The sequence below is a fragment of the Segatella asaccharophila genome (genome assembly GCF_054687055.1).
In genome coordinates, this window is the sequence record NZ_BAACAN010000012.1 from 53,620 (window position 1) to 76,913 (window position 23,294).

The window sequence follows — 23,294 nt, forward strand, 5'->3', positions numbered from 1 at the left end:
AACAGATCACAACCATTCAATTACTTTTCAGCAGGCTCATCAGGAACAGTCGGCCAATAAGGATTCTGGTACAACGGTGATTTATCTATAGAAGCATGATCACTGGCTGTCAACAAGAATTCCTTGATTGGAAGGGGCTGCAGATATTGAGCCATAGCCCAGGTATAGCCATTAGCAAATGGATTATTCGTCAGCACAATCTCATAAGGTCTGAAGTACTCACTTCTGGATTCCTCAGAAGCATCAGAACTAGAACTGCCATCAGCAACCAAATTGTTGTACCATTTCTCCATAGGAGTATTCCAGAGATGGAAGCCTTCGATATGATACGGAGTATCGATCATCTGATCAAGAGATCTCCAACGTTCCAGGTCCATCCAGCGCAGGCCTTCAGCCATCAGTTCACAACGGCGCTCCCTGCGGATATTGTACAACACTTTATCCGTCAGTAACTGTCCGGCCGTATATGCCCCCCAGTCAAGTTTCTCCTTACTCATATCAGTCGCCTGGATCGTTACTTCCGGATTAACGGCATCACCTGTAAAGCCAGCACTTTGACGGATAATCCTCCAATATTCAAGGATATGACCGGCATTAATATCCTTAGTCAGCATATACTCTGCCTCCATATAATTGAGCAGGGCTTCCGTTGCCCGGAAGGTGATGGAAGCCGTATATCCCCCACCATTCGCACATAAGGCCTTGTCAAAGGTACCCCCCTTCCGGATCGTATATCCTGTACTATAGCCTTTCTCATAACTTCTATTGGTAATATTAGGAACCGGCTCAACAGGAACTGCATGATCACCATAAGTAGCATCCATATTCTTAAAGACATTTACCTGTCCGGGGACTTTCATAAATATGGTCAGACGAGGATCCCGGTTTTTGGCAACAGATGCCAGAGTCGTATCTTCATACTGATAATCAGAAGAATAGATAGGACGTCCATCCTTCATCAGGAACGATTGTACCAGACTTCTAGTTATTCCCGCATCAATATCACCATGCTGGATCGCCACCTCGACATTATTGACCTCACCTAAAGATTTATTATATTCCCTCCATAAGAGCACTTCCGGGTATTTAGACATATCCGTATTGCCAAAAAGGCTGAAGTAAGGATTGTCAGGATCATCAGTCGACTGAGGCACCAGACCAGTATTTACTGACAATTTCCCCTTATATTTCTCAGCAACATCCTCAGCAGACTGAGCTGCAATCTGCAAGAAATATTGAGCTTCAGCATCAACACTACCTGTCGGATACTTATAGTCCGCATTATAATCCTTATTCTTGCCAGGCCATCCCGGGCCATCCGGAACGAACGGAGTCCCTGCGAAATTTGTCAACCATGAACCCTCATAAAGCGCTACCCTAGACTTGAACAATTCAGCTACATCAGGAGATATTCTCGTATGACGAGCTTCAAAATTATCCTTCATATAAGTCCTTGCCGTATCCAAGTCACTGATGATGAACCTTGCCACCTCATTACAAGGTCTGCGCTTATTAGCAGCAACCAGAATGGATTCCTCGTCAGGGAAAGACTGTGTGACAATAGGCAGATCCCCAAATTTCTGGAGCATATCGAAATAGGCATAAGCCCGGAAGAAATACAGTTCACCTATATATTGCCGGATATTTGTGTCAGAGCCCTGGATTTTCTTAGCCTTATAATTAGTTAAGACAGCATTCAGCTGATAGTTGATATTACGAATAGTATTCCACGACCAGTTACCATTCGTCTGTCCTACAAGCCATAATCCCTTGGCATATTTATTATTAGCAGACATACCAGCCTGATTATCCGTATTATTATCAAGTCCGAAAGTACCATACCCCCACACATTACTTGAATGAGAAGGCAAAATCGTATAAAACTCATTAGCACAAGCCTGGACCTCCGATTCACTGGTATAATAATCCTCCGGTGTAATGTATGAAGGAGGCTGCTTATCCAGGAAATCATCACAAGAAGACAGGGCCATTCCGCCCAGCAATAAGATTATTATTGATCTAACATCTAATTTCATAACTTCAGTCATTAAAATGTTATACTTAGCCCAAAAGAATAAGTTTTAGATAATGGATAACCATTTCCACTATATGAGAAAACCGTCTCCGGGTCAAACTGTTTAGCTAATTTTGTACCTGTAAGAAGATTTTCCCCTGAGAAGAAGACCCTCAGGTTATTCACCCCCCAGCGGGAAGTAAGGATACGAGGTATAGTATAGCCGATCTGGAGGTTCTTCAAGCGGATATAGGCAGCATTCTGCAAATAGCGTGTCTGGATCTGCAAATTCTTATCACTATAGACAGGACGCGGCAGATAAGCATCAGTGTTTTCTGTCTCATAGCCATTCTTTACGGACCACGTATCCGCATCACGGAAATAATCCTTCACCTTAGTAATCCCCGCAGACCACCATTGTCCGCCGGAAGTAGCGCCAAACAAATAGTTACCGCCTACCCAGCAGTCCCTCTTCATGACCCCCTGCAGGAAGACACGTAAGTCAAAGCCTTTCCAACTTGCGTTCATATCCAATCCGAAAAGATACCTAGGAGTACTGTTTCCGATTAATTTCAGGTCACCATGATCTTTCAGCGTATAGGATCCGGATGAAATCTTGCCATCACCATTCAGATCGGCATACATGATATCACCTGCACCCCAGTTGCTCCCTAAGGCATTCTGTCCGCCATTCTTCAAGGTTGCCATATATTTATCCATCTCATCCTGAGTCTTGGCAATGCCAATAGTCTTGTACCCCCAGATTTCGTTGATATAGCGTCCCTGGATATAAGTAGACAACGACTGTGTCGGATTATTCGGATAGCGGGTAATCTTTGTACGGGCATCCGAAAGATTGAAGTTGACACTATAATTTAGTCCGTTTGATAAATGGTCTCTCCATCCGATTGCCAGTTCCCAGCCCAGCGTCCTCAAATCCGTATTATTAGTTACCGGGACAGCAGTACCCAGTAAAGCAGGAAGTTCAGGGGCATTACCAACCATATTCTTCGTATTACGGACATAGTAGTCAAAGGATCCTGTCAGCCGGTTATTGAAAAGTCCCCAGTCCAGGCCCAAGTCATAACTCTGAATGGTTTCCCATGTCAACGACTCAGACACCAGTCCAGGAGCTATGGCTATATTAGTCTTCTGTCCGTTCTGCAGCCAGTCACCAGCAGAAGACTGGACCGTCATCGTCTGATAGGTCTGATACCAGTTAGTCGTATTCTGGTTACCCAGAGAGCCATAAGAGGCACGCAGTTTCAAGATGTCAATCAGATTGTTGAGAGGTTGGAAGAACTTCTCCTGTGCAATGTTCCATCCTGCAGAGACAGAAGGGAACAACTTCCACTGGTGGCCTTTCCTGAAGCGTGATGTACCATCATCGCGCAGGTTTACCTCCAACAGATATTTGTTATCGAAATCATAATTGAAGCGTCCGAAGAAACCAGCTGTTGTCCACTCGTTACGAGAGCCATTTGTAGCAGGAACGATTGAGGAACCATCATAGCCCAATCCACTTGTAAGATCGATTTCGGGTTTTCCGGGTATCAGGATCCCATAAGTCTGAAGTCCGAACTGTGTCTGTTTCAAGTCTTCAGCCTGAAAGCCGCCCATGACATGGAAATGATGTTTTTCAAAAAAAGATTTGGAGTATTCCGAATAAGCCTGAAAATTATAGTAGTTTTCCTTGTAATAGCCCTCATGTACATTAGAACCGGTACTATAGATCACCGGTTGTCCATTTACGTCATGGTTATAAGTTTGCTGGCTGTCCCAATGTCTGTTCTGGGAATTAATATGATAGTTGAAGATAACATGTGTTATCCAGTCCTTTACGGGTTCCAGGGTAAATCCGATCTGATGGTAGATATTATCTGTCTGGGTCTTATCAGTTCCCCCCGTTGCCAGTCCCAAGGCAGGAGAAGGAGAGGAATAATAATAGCCATTGCGATCATACAAAGGCAATACCGGCCATCCCTGGCGCGTCATATTGCTGTAGAGGCCACTGGTCAACTGGGACGGACGCTGGTAATCTTCGCGGTCGAAACGCATGGAATAATTCATTTTCAGCCACTTCGTCAGTTCTACATTAATTTTTGAAGTACCGTTATAGCGTTTCAAGCCTTCATTTCCAAGGTTCATCAGACCCCCCTGATCCAGATAGTTGAATGAAGTATAGAAATTAAACAGATCACTTCCCCCGCTTGCGCTGAAGTTATGAGACTGAGAGAAAGTTGTGTGCTTATAGACCACATCATACCAGTCTACATCATCTATTCCCGTACCATAGCCATCATCCCAGGTAGAGCCGTTACTAGAAGAAATACCATAGAGAGTTCTCCCGTCAGAGGTCAGGCGCGTTCCAGGGCCGATGGATTTGGCATGAGCATAGTCCACAATGTTTTTCATCCGGTCAGCGGAGAAATACAAACCATTGCCCCCATTAGTAAACGTATCATTCATCCAACTGGCAAAGTCGACAGAGTTCATCATGTGTTTCATGTTTATAGGCTGTCCCCACCGGAAACTATCATTATAGTTGATTTGTACCTTGCCATTCTTACTGCCACTTTTTGTTGTAATCAAGATCACGCCAAAAGGAGCACGAGAACCATAGATAGAAGATGCAGCAGCATCTTTAAGTACCGATATACTGGCAATATCCTGAGGATTAATCGTATTCAAGTCACCTTCCATTCCATCAATCAGGATAAGCGGAGAGCCACTGGTGCCCTGTCCGATTGTCGTCGTCCCCCGGACATTGATGCTAGGAGTATCCTCCAGGCTGCCATTGCCCTGTGTGATCTGAAGACCGGGGACCATTCCCTGTAAGGCCTGAGTAGCATTCGTAACAGGAGCATTAGCCAGATCTTTTCCGGAGACCACGCTTACGGCCCCGGTCAGATCACTTTTCTTCTGGGTGCCGAAACCGACGACCACCACTTCGTTCAAGGTCTTGTTTTCCTCCATTAAATGGACGGTAACAGGCCCCTTGCCAGCCTTTACCAACTGAGTCTTATAGCCAATATAAGAAATGGAAAGGTCAGCACCCTCCGGAACATCAATCGAAAATTTTCCATCAAGATCCGTCACAGTCCCCCGAGACGAGCCCACGACTTTCACCGTTGCTCCGATAATAGCCTCCCCATTCTTGTCAACTACCACACCATTGACTACTCCTGAAGACTGTACGACGCGAACGACTTCAGAAGCTGATGCTTCAGGGATGCACCAGCACCCTGTAGAGCCTATCAAGAGGAAAAGAAATCCTCGTGACAGCACTTTCAAGTTAATATTTTTCATATACACCTTTTTAATTATTACTCAAACAATAAGACCTGTATTTTTTATTTTGCTGAAAAGCTCTTCCCCTATCGGTACACACGGACATAGTCAATATCATACCTGACAGGAAAAGCACTATCATCAATTTTTCCGCCATTATCCCCTCCCAGGGCAAGATTCAGCCAGATCAGATCACCAAAGCCATTGATGCTATTACTGAAAGGATTCTGATGAGCGCCTGCAAGAGGACTGCCATTGCTGCCATTGAAAGTCCTGGACGTATTAACCTCATTGATCAGTTCACCGTCTACAGAGATCTTCAACACCCTTTTATTCCAGTCAAGCGTCCATATATGATATTCTTTCACCCAGTCCTTATCCCGTTCTATGAAGGAGGCCAACGGTCGGGCTACCGACTGCCAATGACCGGCCCATTTCCGGTCAGTCCCCCAGCAATAATTAGCATGTATGGCCGGGTGCCCTTTGACAGGATAATATTCCATAATATCTATTTCACCCCCGAGAGGCCATTCCCAGGCGTTGCCCACCTGCCAGATAGCCGGCCACGAGCCACCATTCACAGGGATCTTCGCTCTGACGATTACCTTTCCATACCTGTAAGTATATTTGCTCTGCAAGGAGGCACTCGTATACTCTGCATACTCACGACTCTTCTTCCAGTCGGAGCTCCCCGGCTGATAATCAGGATTCAGGACTCTCTCCTTACGCCCTTCAATGACTAGATTCCCCTTGCCATCAAGATAAGCATTACTTTCCTGGTACCACTGGTCCTCGTGATTCCGCTGGAAACCCGTTTCAAAACGCCATTTTGCCCTATCAGGACTTCCTGTTCCATTAAATTCATCATCCCATACCAGTTTCATGCCCCCAAGTTCTTTTTCCGGAGCCGTTCCATCCGGTTGAGCAGGGTCGGCTCCAGAAGTGGTCAGTTCCCCTTTCCTTACCTCCCGGAGTTCATTCCGATTCATAGCATGACCGAGATGCTTCAAACCAGACCTTTTATCTGAAACTATCTGAAGATCCCTGGCAGACCTGTTGGAAACAGACATAGAAGTTAGAGTCTTTCCGCCATCCCTTGCCACGCACGCATAGCCCCTGCCCTTGGCAGAAGCCATAGTAATGCTAGTCATCGAAATTAATAAGAAGACAAAATATCTGCTCTTAGTAATAAATGGTTTTATCATTCCTGTAGATTTAAATAGCACTCCGACTTAAAGATCCCTTAGGATATGGGAGTGCAAATATCAAGAATATAGATAAGACAGGAGTAAACAAATCATTATATTAATAGAACAAATCGTGAAAAAACAATTTTCACAGAATTTTGCAGTAGTATCAGGTTAAATCTTCCGAAGGATAATTTATCTTAAAAGACAAGATACACCTATCCCTGTTTCCATGAATTATCCTTTCACCTCATCATAAAGAGAGACACACGAGTAGAGAGACCTCATAAATTGGATGCCTCATTTCTTTGTTTCTTGTATAACAAAGACCATGAAGCATCCAACTATCCATTTGATCTATCAGGATTATTAAAGGAATAAGCCTTGCAGATCAAACAAGATTTTCCTGAGAGTTACGGCAAAACCCCATTTATTGATACACCCTGACATAGTCAATATAGTATCTCATCGGGAAGGCACTGTCATCAATCTTTCCGCCATTATCACCTCCCAGGGCAAGATTCAGCCAGATCAGATCACCAAAATTACTGACATCATTGCTGAAGGGATTCTGATAGCCACCACTCGGCGCACCACCGCCACTGCCGTTAAAGGTCTTGGACGTACTGATCTCATTGATCAGTTCCCCATCAACAGAGATCTTCAATGTACTTTCATTCCAGTCAAGAGTCCACACATGATACTTCTTTACCCAATCCTTGTCCTGATCCGTGAAATAGGACAAAGGTTTGACCACCGACTGCCAATTACCGGACCATCTCCAATCTGATCCCCAGCAATAATTAGCATGTATGGCCGGTTGCCCATTGGAAGGATAAGATTCCAGAATATCAATTTCACCCCCGAGAGGCCATTCCCAAGTGTTGCCCACCTGCCAGATAGCCGGCCATGAGCCACTTGCCGTTGGGATCTTTGCTCTGACGATTACTTTTCCATACTTATAAGTATATTTGCTCTGCATGGAAGCACTCGTATACTCTGCATACTCGCGGTTCTTCTTCCAGTCGGAGCTTCCAGCCTGATAATTAGGATTCTGGACTCTCTCTTTACGTCCCTCAATGACACAAGCACCCTTGCCATCAAGATAAGCATTATCCTTCTGATACCACTGGTCCTCATGATTCCGCTGGAAACCCGTTTCAAAATGCCATTTTGTATCATCAGGATTTCCTGTTCCATTAAATTCATCATCCCATACCAGTTTCATGCCATCAAGTTCTTTGGGAGGAGTTGTTTTATCCGGTTGGGTAGGGTCAAGTGCCGGCATAGTAACAAAAAGCATCAACGTGCTCACTTTATCATTAATTTTATAGACAGAAGAATTGCGCAAAGATAAAGGAAGCACAAAAGTCACATCCGAAATATCATTACGAATCGGATCCGTAAGAAGTTGGTCACGATGGATAGTCACCGTCACCGCATCCGATTTTTTCTCTCCCGCTTTTAGCACTATATCACCAGAAGACAAAGAATAGGCATTTTTAGGCATCAGAACGGAGTGCGTGTAACAAGCATAGAGTCCGCCAGAAGAAGACAGGTTAATTGCCTTAGCCAAGGAATCACTATCGACGACAAGTTCTGCCTTACAGTCCTGGTCTGCTTTCTGATTCATATAAAGAGAGGTATTGACCGTGAAGGTAGTATCCTTATCATCATCCTCATTCAAGGCCATACTCATATTATTCTGATGACCATCCCATACCTGCCGAGACTGATAAAGGGCCAGCCACTTGTATTGGCCAATATTTACACCGGCGCGGCTATCATTTTCACTACAACTGGTAACTGCAACGAGAGAGGCAACGAGCAGAAAAGCCAGGTATTTCATTCTATTTGTTTTCATTGCAATCAAGATTTAAACTGCTTTTTCATTCAAATATTTTAAATCATAAAGTCTACTTAGCTTCCGGATCATTGACCAGGACCTGAGCATCATAAAAAGCAAGTTCAGCCATATTAAAATAATTACGATCACCGAAAGTCTTAGTCACATTAAGGCGGAAGTATCTAAACTTTTTACCAGGCTGGACGACATCAGAAGTATATTCAGCCCCACTTGCAGAAGGCAATCCCGAGTTTACTGTCTTTACCGTTTCCCATTGATTTCCATCCTGGCTGATCTGTAAGTCAAAACTTTGCGGACCTACTTGAGAGCCATTACGATTCTTATACCAGATAGCAAAATCTTCATGATCTTCTTTAAAATCGATCTGGATATACTGAGGCAAAGGTTTTTGTGGAGAGCTCCAGCGAGTATGGAAGAATGTGTTCGGATTATTATCTATCAGATTGCCTATAGGTCCCTCTGAAGGTTCCTGATCATTTGTGCTTAGCTGGTCAACCGTAAGATTCACCTTTGTTTTATTAACCGTAATGATAGCCGGCGCTCTTCCAGAACGAGCCTTAAAAGTAACGATGGAGCCACCCTTATTCAAAGAATTGAAAGCCTGGAAAGAGAAATCATAGTCACCATATTTCCTTAACGTGTTTTCTACAAGAAGGGAGTCACAGTATTTAGATACAACCGCCGTAACCGTTTTCTGATCGGAGGGATCTATATAGGAAACCTTCATATATTCATACTTGATCCCGGTAGTATCCCACCTCAATTTGATGCTCCCAGGCAGAGAATCATACGATAATTTAGACACGTCAACAGTCTGTGCCTTCTGCGTATATCCTTCATATTCGAAATGATCTATTTTATCATCACAAGCTGAAAAAAGCGATGCAAAAACGACCAATGACAATAACACCTTATTTATTTTCATATATTCTGTTTTTTACTATTACCAACCCGGATTTTGCGGGAAATTTACATTCTTATGCTTCAGGATCTCAGATTCAGGAATCGGGAAGAAATACATTTTATCATTCCAGTTTCTTTTAACCGTCTGTCTGCTATAAGAAAAACTGCCGTCAGCATTCTTCGTGATATGCATTTCTATGATAGAAGCCAGTTGATTTCCTTCCTTCCACCGTCTGACATCATAAAAACGATGATCTTCAAAAGCCAACTCTACCATACGCTCATCCTCATACTTCTTCCAGAATTCGTCATTAGAAAGTCCTGTAGGCAATGGAGGCATCATCACATCACTTCTCCCCCGGATGATATTGACAGCTTCTCTGGCAGACAAAGGAAACTCAGCACTTGTAGCATCCGCACTACCTAAATAGTGGAACACCGCTTCAGCATAGTCCAGATAGAACTCACCCAATCGGAAAGTAATCCAGGAATGACGTTTTGTATTGGAATTCGTTGCAGAGACATTGACCGTAGGGTCCAGATATTTTTTCAGATAATAGCCAGTTGGTGTAGCACCTGCGATCGGTTCCCCATTCACCCCTCCATAGTAAGTCTGCAACTCAGAAGTATTATAGGTAGGCCAGTTTTTCTCGCCATTTACGGCAATCGTCATAGCCAGCCGCGGATCACGATTATCATAAGGTTTTGCAGGATTATATCCACTTCCCTCCTCATTCCACAGTTTTCCAGTGCTCTTCATTTCGTATGCATCAACAAGTGTTTGTGTAGGACAATTACCAGAATGACCACCCTCTACTCCCACAGGAAAATTATTTGCTTCCAAGTAGTTCAAGTCACCTACCCGGCGAGCAAAGATAATCTCAGAAGCCTTCCAGTTATCCGTACCCCACAAGTCAGCATATTTGCCAAGATGCACATTATACTTTGCACAGGAATCTAAAACCGCTTTACTGGACAATGCAGCACGATGCCAGAGTTCATTATCATTTTTTGTATTAAAGAGCGGACTAGCCCAGTAGAGTAAAGTTCTCGCTTTCAGAGCTAACACAGCCAATTTGTTAACCCTGCCCGTTTCATTTGCAGCAGCATCATCCCCCAACTGGGAATAATCTGCCGGCAGACTGTCACAAATCTCATCACATTCCTTCACGATGAAATCAAACACATCATTATACGACGTACGGGGCAGATTATTCGCCTCCTTCTCAGAAAGGACTTGAGTAGAAAAAGGCACATCGCCATACTGTCTTACCAGGTTAAAATAGAAATAAGCACGAAGGAAACGAACCTCAAATTTCAATCTTTTAAAACGAGCCATCTGAGCAGTATAGTCCTTATCAAAACGATACTGAGAAAAATCACAGCTTCCACATTCACTCAGATATAAATTAGCCTTCTGGATGGCAGCATAACTGTCATTCCAGATATTATCCTTTGAATTCGTAGGGCTCCAGGCACCATCCGTAAAATCATTCACACTACCGGAACGCCATGCATATTCAGCCTCATCGCAAGCAGAAGCGAGCATTCCATTGCCATAAGTGCCGAAATCATAATCCATCCGTCCATAGATGTCCGTCACAAAACCAACCGTGTTATCAAAATTTGTAAACACATACTGTTTATCGTAATTATTATATTCCTTATAATCCAGTTCGTTGCTACAGGAAGAAAAGGCTATAAAACCGATGATTGCAATAATAAATGTCTTTTTCATTGTTTTTTCCATTAATGATTAAAAACCAAGAGCAAGCCCTACCACCAGAGAACGGTTTAAAGGATAGTCAGCCCCATACTGTTCCGGATCAGCCTTTTTAATATGATCAAGACACAAAAGATCAACGCCCCGCACATAAAGTTTCGCCGTACTAATAAACTTAGTTGAAGCTAAAATGGACTTCGGAAATTTATAATAGACCTCCAAATTTCTCAATTTCAAGAAAGAACGGTCTTCCAACCATATTGAATTTGTACGGAAGTTATTGGCATTACTTTCTGCTGTAAGACGTGGGAATTTAGCATTCGTATGTTCCGGTGTCCAACGGTTATCATAATAATACTTGCTGATATTCGTATTGTTGATCAGCGGCCAATAAAGAGACTTGGTATTCAAGATGGCTGTATAGTTGCCTACGCCCTGGAAATCTGCATCTAAGCCGATACCTTTATATTCAGCACCTAAATGAAAAGAGAAATAGATCTCAGGACAAGTAGTATTATAGCCCATTTTCACAACATCTTCCTCATTGATGACGCCATCCCCATTTTGATCCTTATACTTAATGTCACCTGGCTTGACATCAGAAAACTGCTGGACGGGGCTATGATCAATATCCGCCTGGTCCTTAAAGAACCCAATAGCCTGAAGGCCAAAGATCTGGCCGACAGGATGATTTGTCTGATCCAGATAGCTATAAGCATGAGGTTCCTCCAGTTCATTCTTTATCTTATCCTTAGATAATGTATAGTTTGCACCACCATTAAAGATAAAGTCCCTGCCGATCATTTTGGTATAATTCAATCCCATCTCGAATCCATAACTATCTACTACACCCCCATTGACATAAGGACTTTCAGATCCCAAGACGGAAGAATTCCTGCCACTTGCAGACACCCATATATCACTACGACGCTGATAATACCCATCCATCGTAATGTCAAGGCCTTTAAAGAGAGTAGCATCTACACCTACATTATATTTTGTACTACGCTCGTGAGTAACGTCAGTCGAAGCTAGGCGTCCCCTTGTCCAACCTCCATCCCAATCATAATTACCACCGAGATTATAGCCATTTCCACCGCCATAAGTTTGTTCCCAATATCCTTCAGCAGGAATATTATCGACATTGATAATTCCCCACGAAGCACGCAGTTTGAGCAGGTCTACGAAACTCATATTTCTCATAAATTTCTCTTTCGAGATCACCCAGGCAGCAGAAACAGCAGGAGAGAAAGCCCAGCGATGTCCAGGAGCGAGTTTGTTAGAGCCCGCCATAGTAAGAGACAAATCTGCGAAATACCTTCCTTTATATCCATAATGATTATACCAAGAAGCAGAAGTACGATACCAAGTATTGTTCTGTCCATTACTATTTCTATACTCATAATTCCACATCAAGACAGAAGAAATCGCATGGTTACCGAAAGTACGGTCATAATTAGTACCAAAGCCAAAATTAAAGTTTTTATTCTGCCAGTCCAGTTTGCTGTCCGTACCTAAAGAAGAATCATTTCCACCCGTATAATGAGTAAAAGCCGAAGGTTCCCCATTAGTCCATTCAGAAACCGCATCACTTCCATATCTATACGATTTTGTATGGTTCTCCCAATAAGCAGCGATATTGTCATAAGCCAGTCTCGTCCACACGGATAAACCTTGAGTAAGTGACGATAGATTCTGTTTCAGGGTCATATCCCCGAACAAAGCCCGGGTATGAGCCTTACTATAAGCCCGGCCTTCCGTCAGAGCGACCGGATTAGAATAGCCGTCCCAGGTTGCATTTCCGCCCCATAATCCACTTTCTGTCTTGACAGGAAAGGCAGCTGCCGGAACGGTATAGATTTTATCCCATAAGCCATCACTGCTCAGGCCAGGGCGAAGTGTTTCCAGAAGTACTCCATCCAAGTTAACCTGTACACTTGTAGTATTCGTCAAATCTATATCCAGGTTAAAGCGAAGATTAGCCTTTGAATACTTGTTCTGAGTAGAATATCCGCTATTCATATTAGGATGTGCGATAAAGCCATTATTATCTTGTAGATTCATCAATGAATAATACCGCATGTGTTCTCCACCGCCCCTGAAAGACAAGTCATAAATATTGCTGCCCCCCAAATTCTTGAAAGCCTCGTCAATCCAGTTCACGTTAGGATACAGGAAAGGATATTTGCCCGTTTTGAATGCATCAAGTTCCAGAGGGGAATATTTAACAGCATTACCATCATTAGTTAAAGCCTCATTCATGGCACTTGCGTAAGTGTAAGCATCAACGAATTTCGGGCGTCTCTCCTCCCAATTGAAGGCATGATCATAGCTGAAATGAATTTCATTACTTTTATATTTGCCCCGCTTTGTGATGATGTTGACAACACCATTCGCGCCCTTATACCCATAAAGAGCAACCGCCGGAGCATCCTTGAGGACAATGACATTTTCCACCTCCTCAGGAGTAATGTAAGAAATATTCCGTTCTATTCCGTCCACAAGGATCAACGGATTATTCCCGGCAAGAGTCTGCAAGCCTCTCACGAAGAAAGTAGGCTCGTATGCCGAATACTCACCTGTTCCCTGCAGGGTAGTTAAACCCAGCACATGTCCAAACAGAGAGTTGCCAATATTCTTTGCAGAGCGGTTATTAAACTCATCATTTGAGGCACTTGCTACGGACATTGTGGACTCCTCTACATTCTGCCGGATGCCAAAGCCAATATTAACCGGTCTGGAAGCATAATCCATTACAATTCTGACATCCTTACTCCCTGTAAGTGTAATGGTTTTCTCCGACTGATCCGGAGCATCGACAAAAAGTTGTGCATCCTTGTCAGCCAGTATGCTGAATTTACCTTGCTGGTCCGTATAAGTTTTTGCATCTGGACTATTTCTAAGTTCTATCAAAGCACCAGAAACAGGATTGCCAAACTTATCAACAACAATGCCACTGATATTTTCACTTTTTTCCTGGGCATAGCCCCCAATGCCTAAGGCAAAAGCGATCACTAATAATATATATCGTTTCATATCTATTCGTTTATAAACATTGATTATCACCATCCAGGATTCTGTGTAAGTCCATATCCCTTATTGATTTCTGTTGGTGGGAATGCAGACAAGTACCATTTAGGGTCAAAATGAGTCCACCAGACACGGGCAACATTACCCAAGACATATTTCTCATATCTGAAATGGAAAGGCTGAGTAGCCTGCCAGCCCTCTTGTCCAGCTACCTTATCTGAATAAGAATAATTATAATCTTTACCATCTTTTTGGCGATAGATCCGCAAGCCATGTAACTTTTTCTCAAACAAGTCAGCACGACGGTAACGGATCATATCGAAGAAGCGGGTATCCTCCAGTCCGAGTTCACAGGCCCTCTCGTTCATGATTGCATCGATCAGCGTATTCTTGTCATCGAAATTCTTATCAGGCATACTTTCCTTCAATCCCTTCAGGCCGACACGGGCCCTGACAATATCCACCTGTTTGATTGCATCTTCATAATCTCCAGTCTGTGCCAATGCCTCAGCATAGATCAGATACATTTCAGAAAGACGAAGATAAGGCCAGCAATTAACCCTTCCCTTTGCATCGTCTTTATTCATGTAAAATTTATTATTGGCAAATCCAGTCGCATACTGTCCTGATTCCGTCTGAGGGCCATTTCCACACTCGCGTCCATTTACCCAGAGTTCCTCACAGCGGCCACTCATGTTTCCATTGTCATTCAGACTATGGCGCATATTATTCACGATCATTGTCTCATATAACCTTGGATCACGAGTCAAGTTACCATCTTTATCTTCAAACATATTATCAAGATTATTATCTTTCTCTTCCTGTTCGAAATTAAAAGGCCGTCCGTCTTTCCAAGGGAACATCTCCATATAGTCTTCCGTAGGAGTATAACCGCCGAAAGCATTCCACTCCGAGACAAACTTAGAATTCCAGTCTTCCCAATTCCCCTTATAAGTCTGATACTTATAGCGGGTAGAGATCAGCATCTCAGTAGTTCCTCTAGCAGAATAAGCCTCACGGAAAGCTGCACGATATTGTCCCGGAGTATTTCCGTCAGCCTCTACAAGATGATAATAGCCATTCTGCTGGACGGCATCAAAGAAATCTTTACAAGCATTCAAGCACTGAGTCCATAATTCAGGTTTATAACCTCCATACCAGGTCTGGTGCTTTTCATTTGCTTCCTGATTTCCCGTAGTGCAATATGGTGTAGCCGAATTAAATAGAGGAGAAGCAGCAAAGACAAGGATCTTACACTTCAATCCCATTGCAGCAGCTCTGGTAAAACGTCCATCCCAGTTAGAGCGGTCCGATTCGTCAAGAACCCAGGGAAGATCCGGTGCAGCCTCATCAAGCAGCCCCACCATAAAATTAACCGTTTCCTCCACCGTAGCACGTGGAAGTTCGTATGTCCCTTCAGTACCATTATAAGATTGTTTTGCAATAGGAAGGCCACCATAGTGACGGAACATGTCGAAATACCGGGAAGCGATGATGCACTTGGCTTCAGCTTTCAATCTTGTTTTCTCAGCATCACTCATATCCGGTGTCTTATCCACATTTTCCAGAAAGATATATGCCGCTCTGACTGCCTGCCACACATTCTCTCCACAATAATTAAACTTACCCGCATTCCCGGGAATATAAGTACCTGAATAAAATTCCCGGTTTACTTCATCCCACGAGTTATGACTATGCCAGCAATCCGACAAAGTCTCGAACATACCCGTATTCATTTTCTGGCCTACACCACCATCCCAGTAATAAGGCAGGCCATAATACAACATACTATAAGTATTCCAAAGAAAATCCCTAGTATATTCAGGATTATTAAATATCGTATCTTTGGTAACATCCCCCCCCGGAGCTTTTTCCAAGAAAGAATCACCAAATTTAATTCCATCGACACAACCTGAAGTGATCATCAAGAAAAACACTCCAAGAAGACTTGCTAATATATATTTTGGTTTCATAACTATAACCTCCTTATTAATTATTAAAATCCGAGTTTAAGCGTCAACGCGAACGACCTTGTCAGAGGATAAGAAGGACGGTCACTGGTCCTGGATTCAGGATCACCCCATTTAAAACCAGTAAAGGTCAAGAGATTATATCCACTCAAAGCCAATATACATTGGTTCATGCCCAAGTTCTTCATAAAAGGAAAATCGAAGTGATAGGCAATATCCATGCTCTTCAGTCTAAGGTAACTGGAATTGACCTCATATAATGTAGATCCAGCGTAGTTATTAGATGCATGAGCCATTGTAGCACGAGGATATTTAGCCTCCGGATCAGGATTATCCGGGGTCCAGGTATGATCATACTGATATTGCAGTAGTCCCTTGTTCCCAGTATCTCCCAATGGTTGACGGAAAGTTTCGTCCAGCATACGGCTCACATCCCAGGCACCAGTCCATTGAGTACCCACATCCAGTTTGTTCCAGGTAAACCCAATATTGAAGCCAACGATATATTCCGGGTCATCCGTATGTCCAAGGCCATAAGAACGATCATTAGCATCAATCACACCATCATTATTCAAGTCCACATAGACACAGTCACCCGGAAGCAGTCCCCCAGAATGAGAAGCGATATGATGACCGTACTGAGCGAAATAACGTGCATCTGCGGTCTCATCATAGAATCCCCAGAATTTAAGAATATCCCGGGAGCCTATCCTATGTCCCTTCTGGTACATATACGGATAGTTCTGAGGTGCTTCATATTCCTCAATGATCTTATTCTGGTTATAGGAAAGATTACCCTCAACCCAATAGGTAAAATGATCCGTTATGTTATCTCTCCATTTTAAGGCAATTTCATATCCCCAGCTATTTACTTTCCCCAGATTAGCATAAGGTAAAGTAAAACCCAAGATAACAGGTGCGGTCATGTTCTGCAGCAAGATATCTTTACGATTCTCGTAATAATAATCAAAAGTAGCCTTTAAATGATTATCCAGGAAGTTGGCGTCAATTCCATAATCCTGTTTAAAAGAAGTTTCCCATTTGACATTCTTGTTATGTTTGGCTCCTTCATAGGCTCCAGATTTATTCCCCGGCACATTCGTACCAAAATTATATCCGCCACCCAAGCCATAAGGATCATCTGTATACATAAAGCGGTCTCCACCTACTTTGTCGTTACCTACAAGACCCCAGGAAGCCCGGAATTTCAAATACGGAATAATTTTCTTCAAACTCTTGAAGAAAGATTCTTCACTAGCCACCCAGCCGACAGACCAGGCAGGAAAGAATCCATAACGATGATGCGGGGCAAAGTTTTCTGACCCATTATAACCAGCATTAAACTCAGCCATGTATCTATTAGCATAATCATAAGTCAGGCGACCCACAAGACCTACATAGCCCGTAGGTATATCAGAATACTGGGCAGGATAATATTTCTTAGACTGATTATAAAGCAGGAGAGCTCCGATATGATGGAATCCGAAATCCCTATTATAATTCAAGCTTGCTTCCATATACCAGTCCCTAGATTTTCCAAAAGATTCAGCATAGCCTAACTGTGAGTCTGTCCCATTCTTCCTATAGGCGATTGTTCCATCTGACTGAAGAATAGGATTATAAGTAGCAACAGAAGCACCACGCTGCTTAGTAACGGTATATCCACTATTATAAGAACCTTTCAACTTGAAGGAAAGGCCTTTAGTAATAAAATCGAGTTTCTGATTCAGAATAACATCGGCATTCAGAGTATTTGTACTTGCAGCCATATATCCCATTCCGTAATAAGCACCCAATCCACTGGCACCGACGAAAGGCAACTGATAGTCCTGATAATCAATAGAAGAAACTACATATTTTCCATCGATGATACCTGGAGAAGAAAATGGTGTAGCCCAATATAAATGACGAAACAACTGGTTATTATCTTCACCAGAATAAGGAGTATTCTTATTATCCACCCGACCACCAATATTGACAGAAAGCGTGGTCAAGGGAGTGACGGTAAAGTCTAAGTTTGCACGATAATTGAATCTGCGATACTTGAAGTCAAAATCGTATGGCAAGGACAACTGTTTGAACAGTCCGTCCTGAGTGTAAGCCCCTAAAGAAACGAAGTAACGGACCTTTTCCGTCCCCCCAGAAATATTAACATTATGTTGAGACTGAAAAGCCGAATTTTTAAAACAATATTTTATCCAGTCTGTATCCGGGAAACGAATAGGATCAGAATGATCCTTGAATTTCTGCAAGATCGCAGCAGAGAAAGGAGCTTTTGTATCAGCAGCATCATTCTTCAACATCTGATTATAATAAGTAGCATAGTCGTACGAATCAGCTAACTTCAGCATATCCGTCGGAAAGATAATACTGGCAGAAGTAGAGAACGAAATTTTAGCCTTGCCTTCTTTTCCTCGTTTAGTTGTAATCAGGATAACGCCATTTGCTCCCCGAACACCAAATACAGCCGTTGCCGAAGCATCTTTCAACACGGTAATACTGGCAATTTCATTCGGATCAATCTCATTGAAATCACGTTCCACCCCATCTACTTCAATTAAAGGAGAAGAATCGGCCCAAGTAGCCTTGCCCCTGACCAGGACAGAAGCCGCATCAGCACCCGGTTCACCAGAATACTGGATTGAAGACAAACCAGGAACGACTCCAGCCAACATATTCGTAATAGATCCCGTAGGTGTTTTTAAAAGGTCTGATCCATTAATGCTCGAAATTGCCCCTGTCACCGTTATCTTTTTCTGCACGCCATACGCCACAACTTGCACATCTTTCAACGTAGTAGCATTATCTCTCATAACGATATGTAACAGAGACTGTGTAACCTTAATATTTACTGTTTTATAACCTATTGAAGAGATTTGGAGCGTCGATCCTTTAGAAGCAACGATAGAGAAATTACCATTAACATCAGAAACAGCCGCTTGTTTCGAACCTACGACCCGTACCGTCGCACCTATGATGCTTTCTCCATTACTGTCTACAATAACACCTTTTACTGGATTTACCTGATTTTGCTCTAATGTATTTATCCTATACCCAGTATTTGCATCTACTTTCGAAAAGAAAGGTGGAGATAAACAAATTACGGAGCAGAGGAAAGTACCAAAGATCCTATTCTTTGAATAGTGCTTCATTTTATTGTTAATTTAAGTTATTAATATCCATTATTGTTTCTCACAGCCAAGGCTTTTATGCAAATTGGCGATTTACATAGTTGCAGGTTTTTTCATTAATATCCCCCTTCTTCATTGTTATATAGAATATTTTTCATGATACAAATATCTATTTAGTAACCTATAAATTATTCACTACCGTCAACAGATTTTATTTATATAAAACTGATTTAGGTTTTGTTAACGCTGCAAAGATCCACAATATTCTCAAAAGAGAGATAAACAAATCATTATTTCAATAGAACAAATCGTGAAAACACTTATTCTTATACGTTTTTAAGCTTATAATTATGACAAACAGCACAATATGATCTTAATTTCTGTCAGAAATTACACCATAAAGCCCACTCTATTATTACTGACAGATTTTCCAAGAATTAACCCATGAAATAACAGGTACACCCTTTCTGAAATCAATTGGCAGCCATACATATCGGGCATCACTCGGATGTTTTGGCCGCCAGATGTCAGCCATAAAGATATAGAGAGGTTTCTCTCCCCCTTTTACCTTCAAGACATAAGTACCCTGACCGCCAAAAGTGATTTCGGCCTTCGGTCCACGGCAAGGACTATCCACCTGTGTCCAAGGCCCTGTAATCTTCTTTGCCCAGAACATCCGAGCCTTATTAGGTGCCCATCCCGTACAACCACTGGTAATCATCCAGTATAAACCGTCTCTTTTAAACACAGTAGGAGCTTCGTTCTGCCCACCAGCATCAACACGCCAATACATCCCATTATGATCCAGATAATCATCCGTGAGTTGAGCAATCTGCAAAGTCAGATTATCTTCAGAAGCAAAGATATGATAAGCCTTGCCATCATCATCGACAAAGACCGTCTGGTCACGGACCATCTGTCCCTGCTTTAAATCACGTTGCAAGAAAAGTCCTTGCCGGATAAGTTGTTTCCACTCCGGAGTCCACCATTTCATCTTAAGTCCTGCCTGGCAGACAGAATCATCCAGACACCCTTTCCAGTTCTGAGGATACACCCCAGGGCAAGAACGGGCCGAGCGGACAAAACGATATGGACCTGCAGGCGTACTGCTAACAGCTACCCCATAACGTGCCGACTCATACCCATGACCTTTCAGTTCAAGATGAAACCACATGACAAACTTTCCCGTTCTGGCATTAAAGATAACCTTCGGTCGTTCCAGTATGCACCCTCTCTCAATATCACTTCCCTTCTTATCAGATACCGGCAAGGCTATACCTCGATAAGTCCAGTGAGTTAAATCCTTGGAACTATAACAAGTAACCCCTACCATAGCCACACTGGTTGTGTCAGACTTATATTCACCAAACCAATAATAAGTATCCTTAAATTTAAGAATACCTCCCCCATGTGCATTGATGGGTAATCCTCTATTATCCATCCAGACCTCCCCCGGGCGAATCTCTCCATTCAACTTTGCCTGAATGGAGAGAAACACAGAGAGAAATATGATCAATAAAAATAGTTTGTTTTGCATGATTGTCAAGAATAAATCTATCACTTTATTATTACCTCTTCCCCATTATTCCCTATAGGAGTATCCTATCATAGTTCCGGTACGGTTCCACTTTATACCATCCAAGGGCAGGTGCACAAGAAGTATTGTTAAGTAATAAAAGTAATCATTAAGTCTAATTTTTAGTATGGCAAATGTCGGCAAAATCGATAAATCAGAGATTAACAAATCATTATTTTAATGGAACAAGTTGTGAAAACGTTTGTTTGTACGCATTTTTATGATTACATTTGTGACAAATATTACTCAAAAACTTAATTCATGAGGAAATATATCTTACTTCTATTCTGTCTGATGAGCAGTTTGTGCAGTGCTCAGAATTTTCCCTATCAGATCTCCCAGACTACAAGAAGTTCTATATCTGATGAATTACGGTGTATCTTCTTCGATAAACTGGGATTGATGTGGCTTGGTACAAATTCCGGTCTGAAAGTATACGACGGATACACTATTAAAACGTATAAATCGGATGCCTTTTCTCCCGGTATATTACCCAATAACCAGATACGCTGTATTGCAGAAGACCATCATAACTGCCTGTGGATAGGAACCTGCAACGGACTGGTAAGGATGGATAAAAGAACCAGAAAGTTCCACACCTATTATCTCCCTCAGGATAACCAGCGCATCATTTATACCATCTACTGTTCACACGATGGCACGATATGGATCGGAACGGATGGCGGACTGTCCTATTATATCCCAAGGACAAACAAGTTCTACACCTATAATCAAGCCAACACATATCTGATCCAGGCAGGAAGAAAGGAAACAAGGATCACCAATTACAGCGTAAAATCTATTACCGAAGACGGCAAGGGGAATCTGTTTATAGGAACCTGGAGACACGGTCTGATACGATTCAGGCCAGGCAGCCACCATTTTTATCAATATCCAGATCTGAATGCACAAAACTCTGCCTATGCACTCCATTTTGACCAGTACCACCGGCTTTGGATTGGGACATGGGGATACGGCATCATAAGACTTGACAAGCCAGAAAACTATATTCAGCCCGAAATACACCAGTATCCGTACCGGACAAATGACTTTGATACCTTTTATAAAATCATAGATGGGCCAGCTCATAATACGCTCTGGGCCTGTTCAAGAGAAGGAATCAGTATACTGAAACTGAATACCCCCGATGCGAGATGGCAGCACTATACCTCTGCGGAAGGAAACAATCTGAATTTCAGCAATGATATTGTAAAGGACAACTTTGGCAATGTATGTGTTGGAACACTTAATCACGGCCTTATTCAAATCAACACCCATCCTTCTTTATTCAAGTTCTGGAATCTCAATATCACTCATTTTCCTCTTGCCATCAACTCCTTTACTTCCATATACACCTCAGATGGCATCTGGTTCTGGCTGGGCATGAATCCATACGGGCTAGTATTATATAACCGAGAGACAGGGGAAAGTCTGTTCAGGAATCAGATCCCGGGATTCGAATCCCTCTCTCAGGATATAATGGGGGCAGAAATATCATCCATTATCAGAAGGGATAATGGTGAGCTCTGGTTTGCCAGCAACAGTTTCGGCGTCCTGATCAAAAGGACTGACGGGCAGGTAAAACAGTTAACAGGAACAAATGCCCCCTATATCGTTGACAATTTCGTTTCCAGTCTTTTTGAATCCCGCGACAAGATCATCTGGATAGGGACACGCAGTGGCATCAGCATCGTTTATCCGAATGATCAAGGTAAAAACCTGGACCTACATGAAGGAACAACTGATTTTTCTAAATGCGATGTCCGGAACATCACCGAAGATTCCCAAGGTAATATATGGCTGGCCACAGACAATGAAGGGATCATACGGATAAGCGGGAACCCTTACAAGATAAGAACTTTAAAATATCATCAGTATAATCCAGAACATCACAATTATGCGGTGGACGATGCAACGGCCTGCTTTCAAGACCGGGAAAACCGTTTATGGGCCATTTCCAACAGCGGTGGACTATTTCTATATAATAAAGAAAAAGACTGTTTTGAGCCGATGAATCATATCTACCACATCAATGGTGACCGCATGTTCTCCATCAATGAGGATGACTATGGTCATCTCTGGTTGACCACGGAGAATACCCTTATACGACTCTCCTTTCATCAAGGAAAGATCCCTAACATCATGAGTTTCTCCGATGAAGATGGCCTCAAAGATGCTTTTTTCTCTCCTAATGCATCTTTCCAATACAAAAATGAGATTTTCATCTGCGGAAGAACAGGCTTCTTCTCCTTCCAGACAAACAAACCCTCCCTCAGGCCTGCCGGCAGGAAATCCAATCTGATCATTACAGATATTTTCATTGATAATGAATCCTATGCACAACTTGATTCTTCAATGCAAGCCAAGATCACCAAGATCGCTCCTACTTACACTCATGAAATCATCATTCCCGCTTCAGTCAAGAAATTCGGTGTAGAGTTTGCACTGCTCTCCTATACTGATTTAGAACAGAACAAATATGCCTATCAACTGGTAGGGTATGACAAAGACTGGAAATACTGCCGTGACGGTGCCCACCGGGCGATCTATCAGAACCTGCCATGGGGCACCTATCATCTGAGGCTGCGTGCGGCTGACCACT

General features: G+C 42.7%; 12 protein-coding genes. 2 read left to right on the plus strand and 10 right to left on the minus strand.

The genetic code is table 11. The features are described 5' to 3' along the window. Positions 1 to 20 precede the first annotated feature (20 nt). Entirely contained in the window at positions 21 to 2,036 is a 2,016-nt protein-coding gene (locus ACYRYG_RS08610; protein ID WP_460198003.1) for a RagB/SusD family nutrient uptake outer membrane protein, read from the minus strand. 11 nt (positions 2,037 to 2,047) lie between these two features. Further along, the gene (locus ACYRYG_RS08615) at positions 2,048 to 5,323 is read right to left on the minus strand and encodes a SusC/RagA family TonB-linked outer membrane protein (RefSeq protein ID WP_293442399.1); all 3,276 of its coding nucleotides are present in this window, start codon (positions 5,321 to 5,323) and stop codon (positions 2,048 to 2,050) included. On the opposite strand from ACYRYG_RS08615, the gene ACYRYG_RS08620 reads away from it, so the two are divergent. Further along, positions 5,247 to 5,429, plus strand: coding sequence for a DUF4014 family protein (locus tag ACYRYG_RS08620; RefSeq protein WP_460198004.1), 183 nt, complete (start codon positions 5,247 to 5,249; stop codon positions 5,427 to 5,429). The genes ACYRYG_RS08615 and ACYRYG_RS08620 overlap by 77 nt on opposite strands. On the opposite strand, the gene ACYRYG_RS08625 is transcribed toward ACYRYG_RS08620, so the two are convergent. The 8 genes from ACYRYG_RS08625 to ACYRYG_RS08660 all read right to left on the minus strand — a co-directional run bounded on the left by ACYRYG_RS08625 (position 5,392) and on the right by ACYRYG_RS08660 (position 20,653). Then, positions 5,392 to 6,456, minus strand: a complete 1,065-nt coding sequence (locus tag ACYRYG_RS08625; protein WP_460198005.1) for a glycoside hydrolase family 16 protein — start codon at positions 6,454 to 6,456, stop codon at positions 5,392 to 5,394. The two genes, ACYRYG_RS08620 and ACYRYG_RS08625, sit on opposite strands and share 38 nt — an antisense overlap. A 466-nt stretch (positions 6,457 to 6,922) precedes the next feature. Continuing rightward, positions 6,923 to 8,356 carry a BT_3987 domain-containing protein gene (locus tag ACYRYG_RS08630; RefSeq protein ID WP_293428340.1) on the minus strand — a complete coding sequence of 478 codons (1,434 nt, stop codon included), beginning with the start codon at positions 8,354 to 8,356 and terminating at the stop codon, positions 6,923 to 6,925. A 52-nt stretch (positions 8,357 to 8,408) separates the two neighbouring features. After that, positions 8,409 to 9,284, minus strand: coding sequence for a discoidin domain-containing protein (locus ACYRYG_RS08635; RefSeq protein ID WP_293424292.1), 876 nt, complete (start codon positions 9,282 to 9,284; stop codon positions 8,409 to 8,411). A gap of 18 nt (positions 9,285 to 9,302) precedes the next feature. Next, a complete protein-coding gene (locus tag ACYRYG_RS08640) occupies positions 9,303 to 11,000 on the minus strand; it encodes a RagB/SusD family nutrient uptake outer membrane protein (RefSeq protein ID WP_293424294.1) in 1,698 nt (565 codons plus the stop codon). Between the two features lie 18 nt (positions 11,001 to 11,018). Further along, positions 11,019 to 14,021: a SusC/RagA family TonB-linked outer membrane protein gene (locus tag ACYRYG_RS08645; protein ID WP_293428344.1), complete on the minus strand. Its 3,003-nt coding sequence runs from the start codon at positions 14,019 to 14,021 to the stop codon at positions 11,019 to 11,021. A gap of 26 nt (positions 14,022 to 14,047) precedes the next feature. After that, positions 14,048 to 15,988 (minus strand): RagB/SusD family nutrient uptake outer membrane protein, encoded by a 1,941-nt coding sequence (locus ACYRYG_RS08650; protein WP_293428346.1) that lies wholly within the window; start codon positions 15,986 to 15,988, stop codon positions 14,048 to 14,050. A gap of 23 nt (positions 15,989 to 16,011) precedes the next feature. Then, positions 16,012 to 19,137 (minus strand): SusC/RagA family TonB-linked outer membrane protein, encoded by a 3,126-nt coding sequence (locus tag ACYRYG_RS08655; RefSeq protein WP_293424300.1) that lies wholly within the window; start codon positions 19,135 to 19,137, stop codon positions 16,012 to 16,014. 394 nt (positions 19,138 to 19,531) lie between these two features. Then, complete coding sequence (locus tag ACYRYG_RS08660) at positions 19,532 to 20,653, minus strand: glycoside hydrolase family 43 protein (protein ID WP_293424302.1); 1,122 nt, start codon at positions 20,651 to 20,653, stop codon at positions 19,532 to 19,534. 300 nt (positions 20,654 to 20,953) lie between these two features. Between ACYRYG_RS08660 and ACYRYG_RS08665 the strand changes: the two genes are divergently transcribed. Continuing rightward, positions 20,954 to 23,294, plus strand: a 2,341-nt coding sequence (locus tag ACYRYG_RS08665; RefSeq protein ID WP_460198006.1) for a ligand-binding sensor domain-containing protein, incomplete at its 3' end; no start/stop codon positions are given.

Excerpts from the sequence above, each read along its gene's own strand:
- ACYRYG_RS08610 (WP_460198003.1), bottom strand. The coding sequence starts at position 2,036 with ATGAAATTAGATGTTAGATCAATAATAATCTTATTGCTGGGCGGAATG.
- ACYRYG_RS08620 (WP_460198004.1), top strand. The coding sequence starts at position 5,247 with ATGCACCAGCACCCTGTAGAGCCTATCAAGAGGAAAAGAAATCCTCGT.
- ACYRYG_RS08615 (WP_293442399.1), bottom strand. The coding sequence starts at position 5,323 with ATGAAAAATATTAACTTGAAAGTGCTGTCACGAGGATTTCTTTTCCTC.
- ACYRYG_RS08625 (WP_460198005.1), bottom strand. The coding sequence starts at position 6,456 with ATGACTAGCATTACTATGGCTTCTGCCAAGGGCAGGGGCTATGCGTGC.
- ACYRYG_RS08630 (WP_293428340.1), bottom strand. The coding sequence starts at position 8,356 with ATGAAAACAAATAGAATGAAATACCTGGCTTTTCTGCTCGTTGCCTCT.
- ACYRYG_RS08635 (WP_293424292.1), bottom strand. The coding sequence starts at position 9,284 with ATGAAAATAAATAAGGTGTTATTGTCATTGGTCGTTTTTGCATCGCTT.
- ACYRYG_RS08640 (WP_293424294.1), bottom strand. The coding sequence starts at position 11,000 with ATGAAAAAGACATTTATTATTGCAATCATCGGTTTTATAGCCTTTTCT.
- ACYRYG_RS08645 (WP_293428344.1), bottom strand. The coding sequence starts at position 14,021 with ATGAAACGATATATATTATTAGTGATCGCTTTTGCCTTAGGCATTGGG.
- ACYRYG_RS08650 (WP_293428346.1), bottom strand. The coding sequence starts at position 15,988 with ATGAAACCAAAATATATATTAGCAAGTCTTCTTGGAGTGTTTTTCTTG.
- ACYRYG_RS08655 (WP_293424300.1), bottom strand. The coding sequence starts at position 19,137 with ATGAAGCACTATTCAAAGAATAGGATCTTTGGTACTTTCCTCTGCTCC.
- ACYRYG_RS08660 (WP_293424302.1), bottom strand. The coding sequence starts at position 20,653 with ATGCAAAACAAACTATTTTTATTGATCATATTTCTCTCTGTGTTTCTC.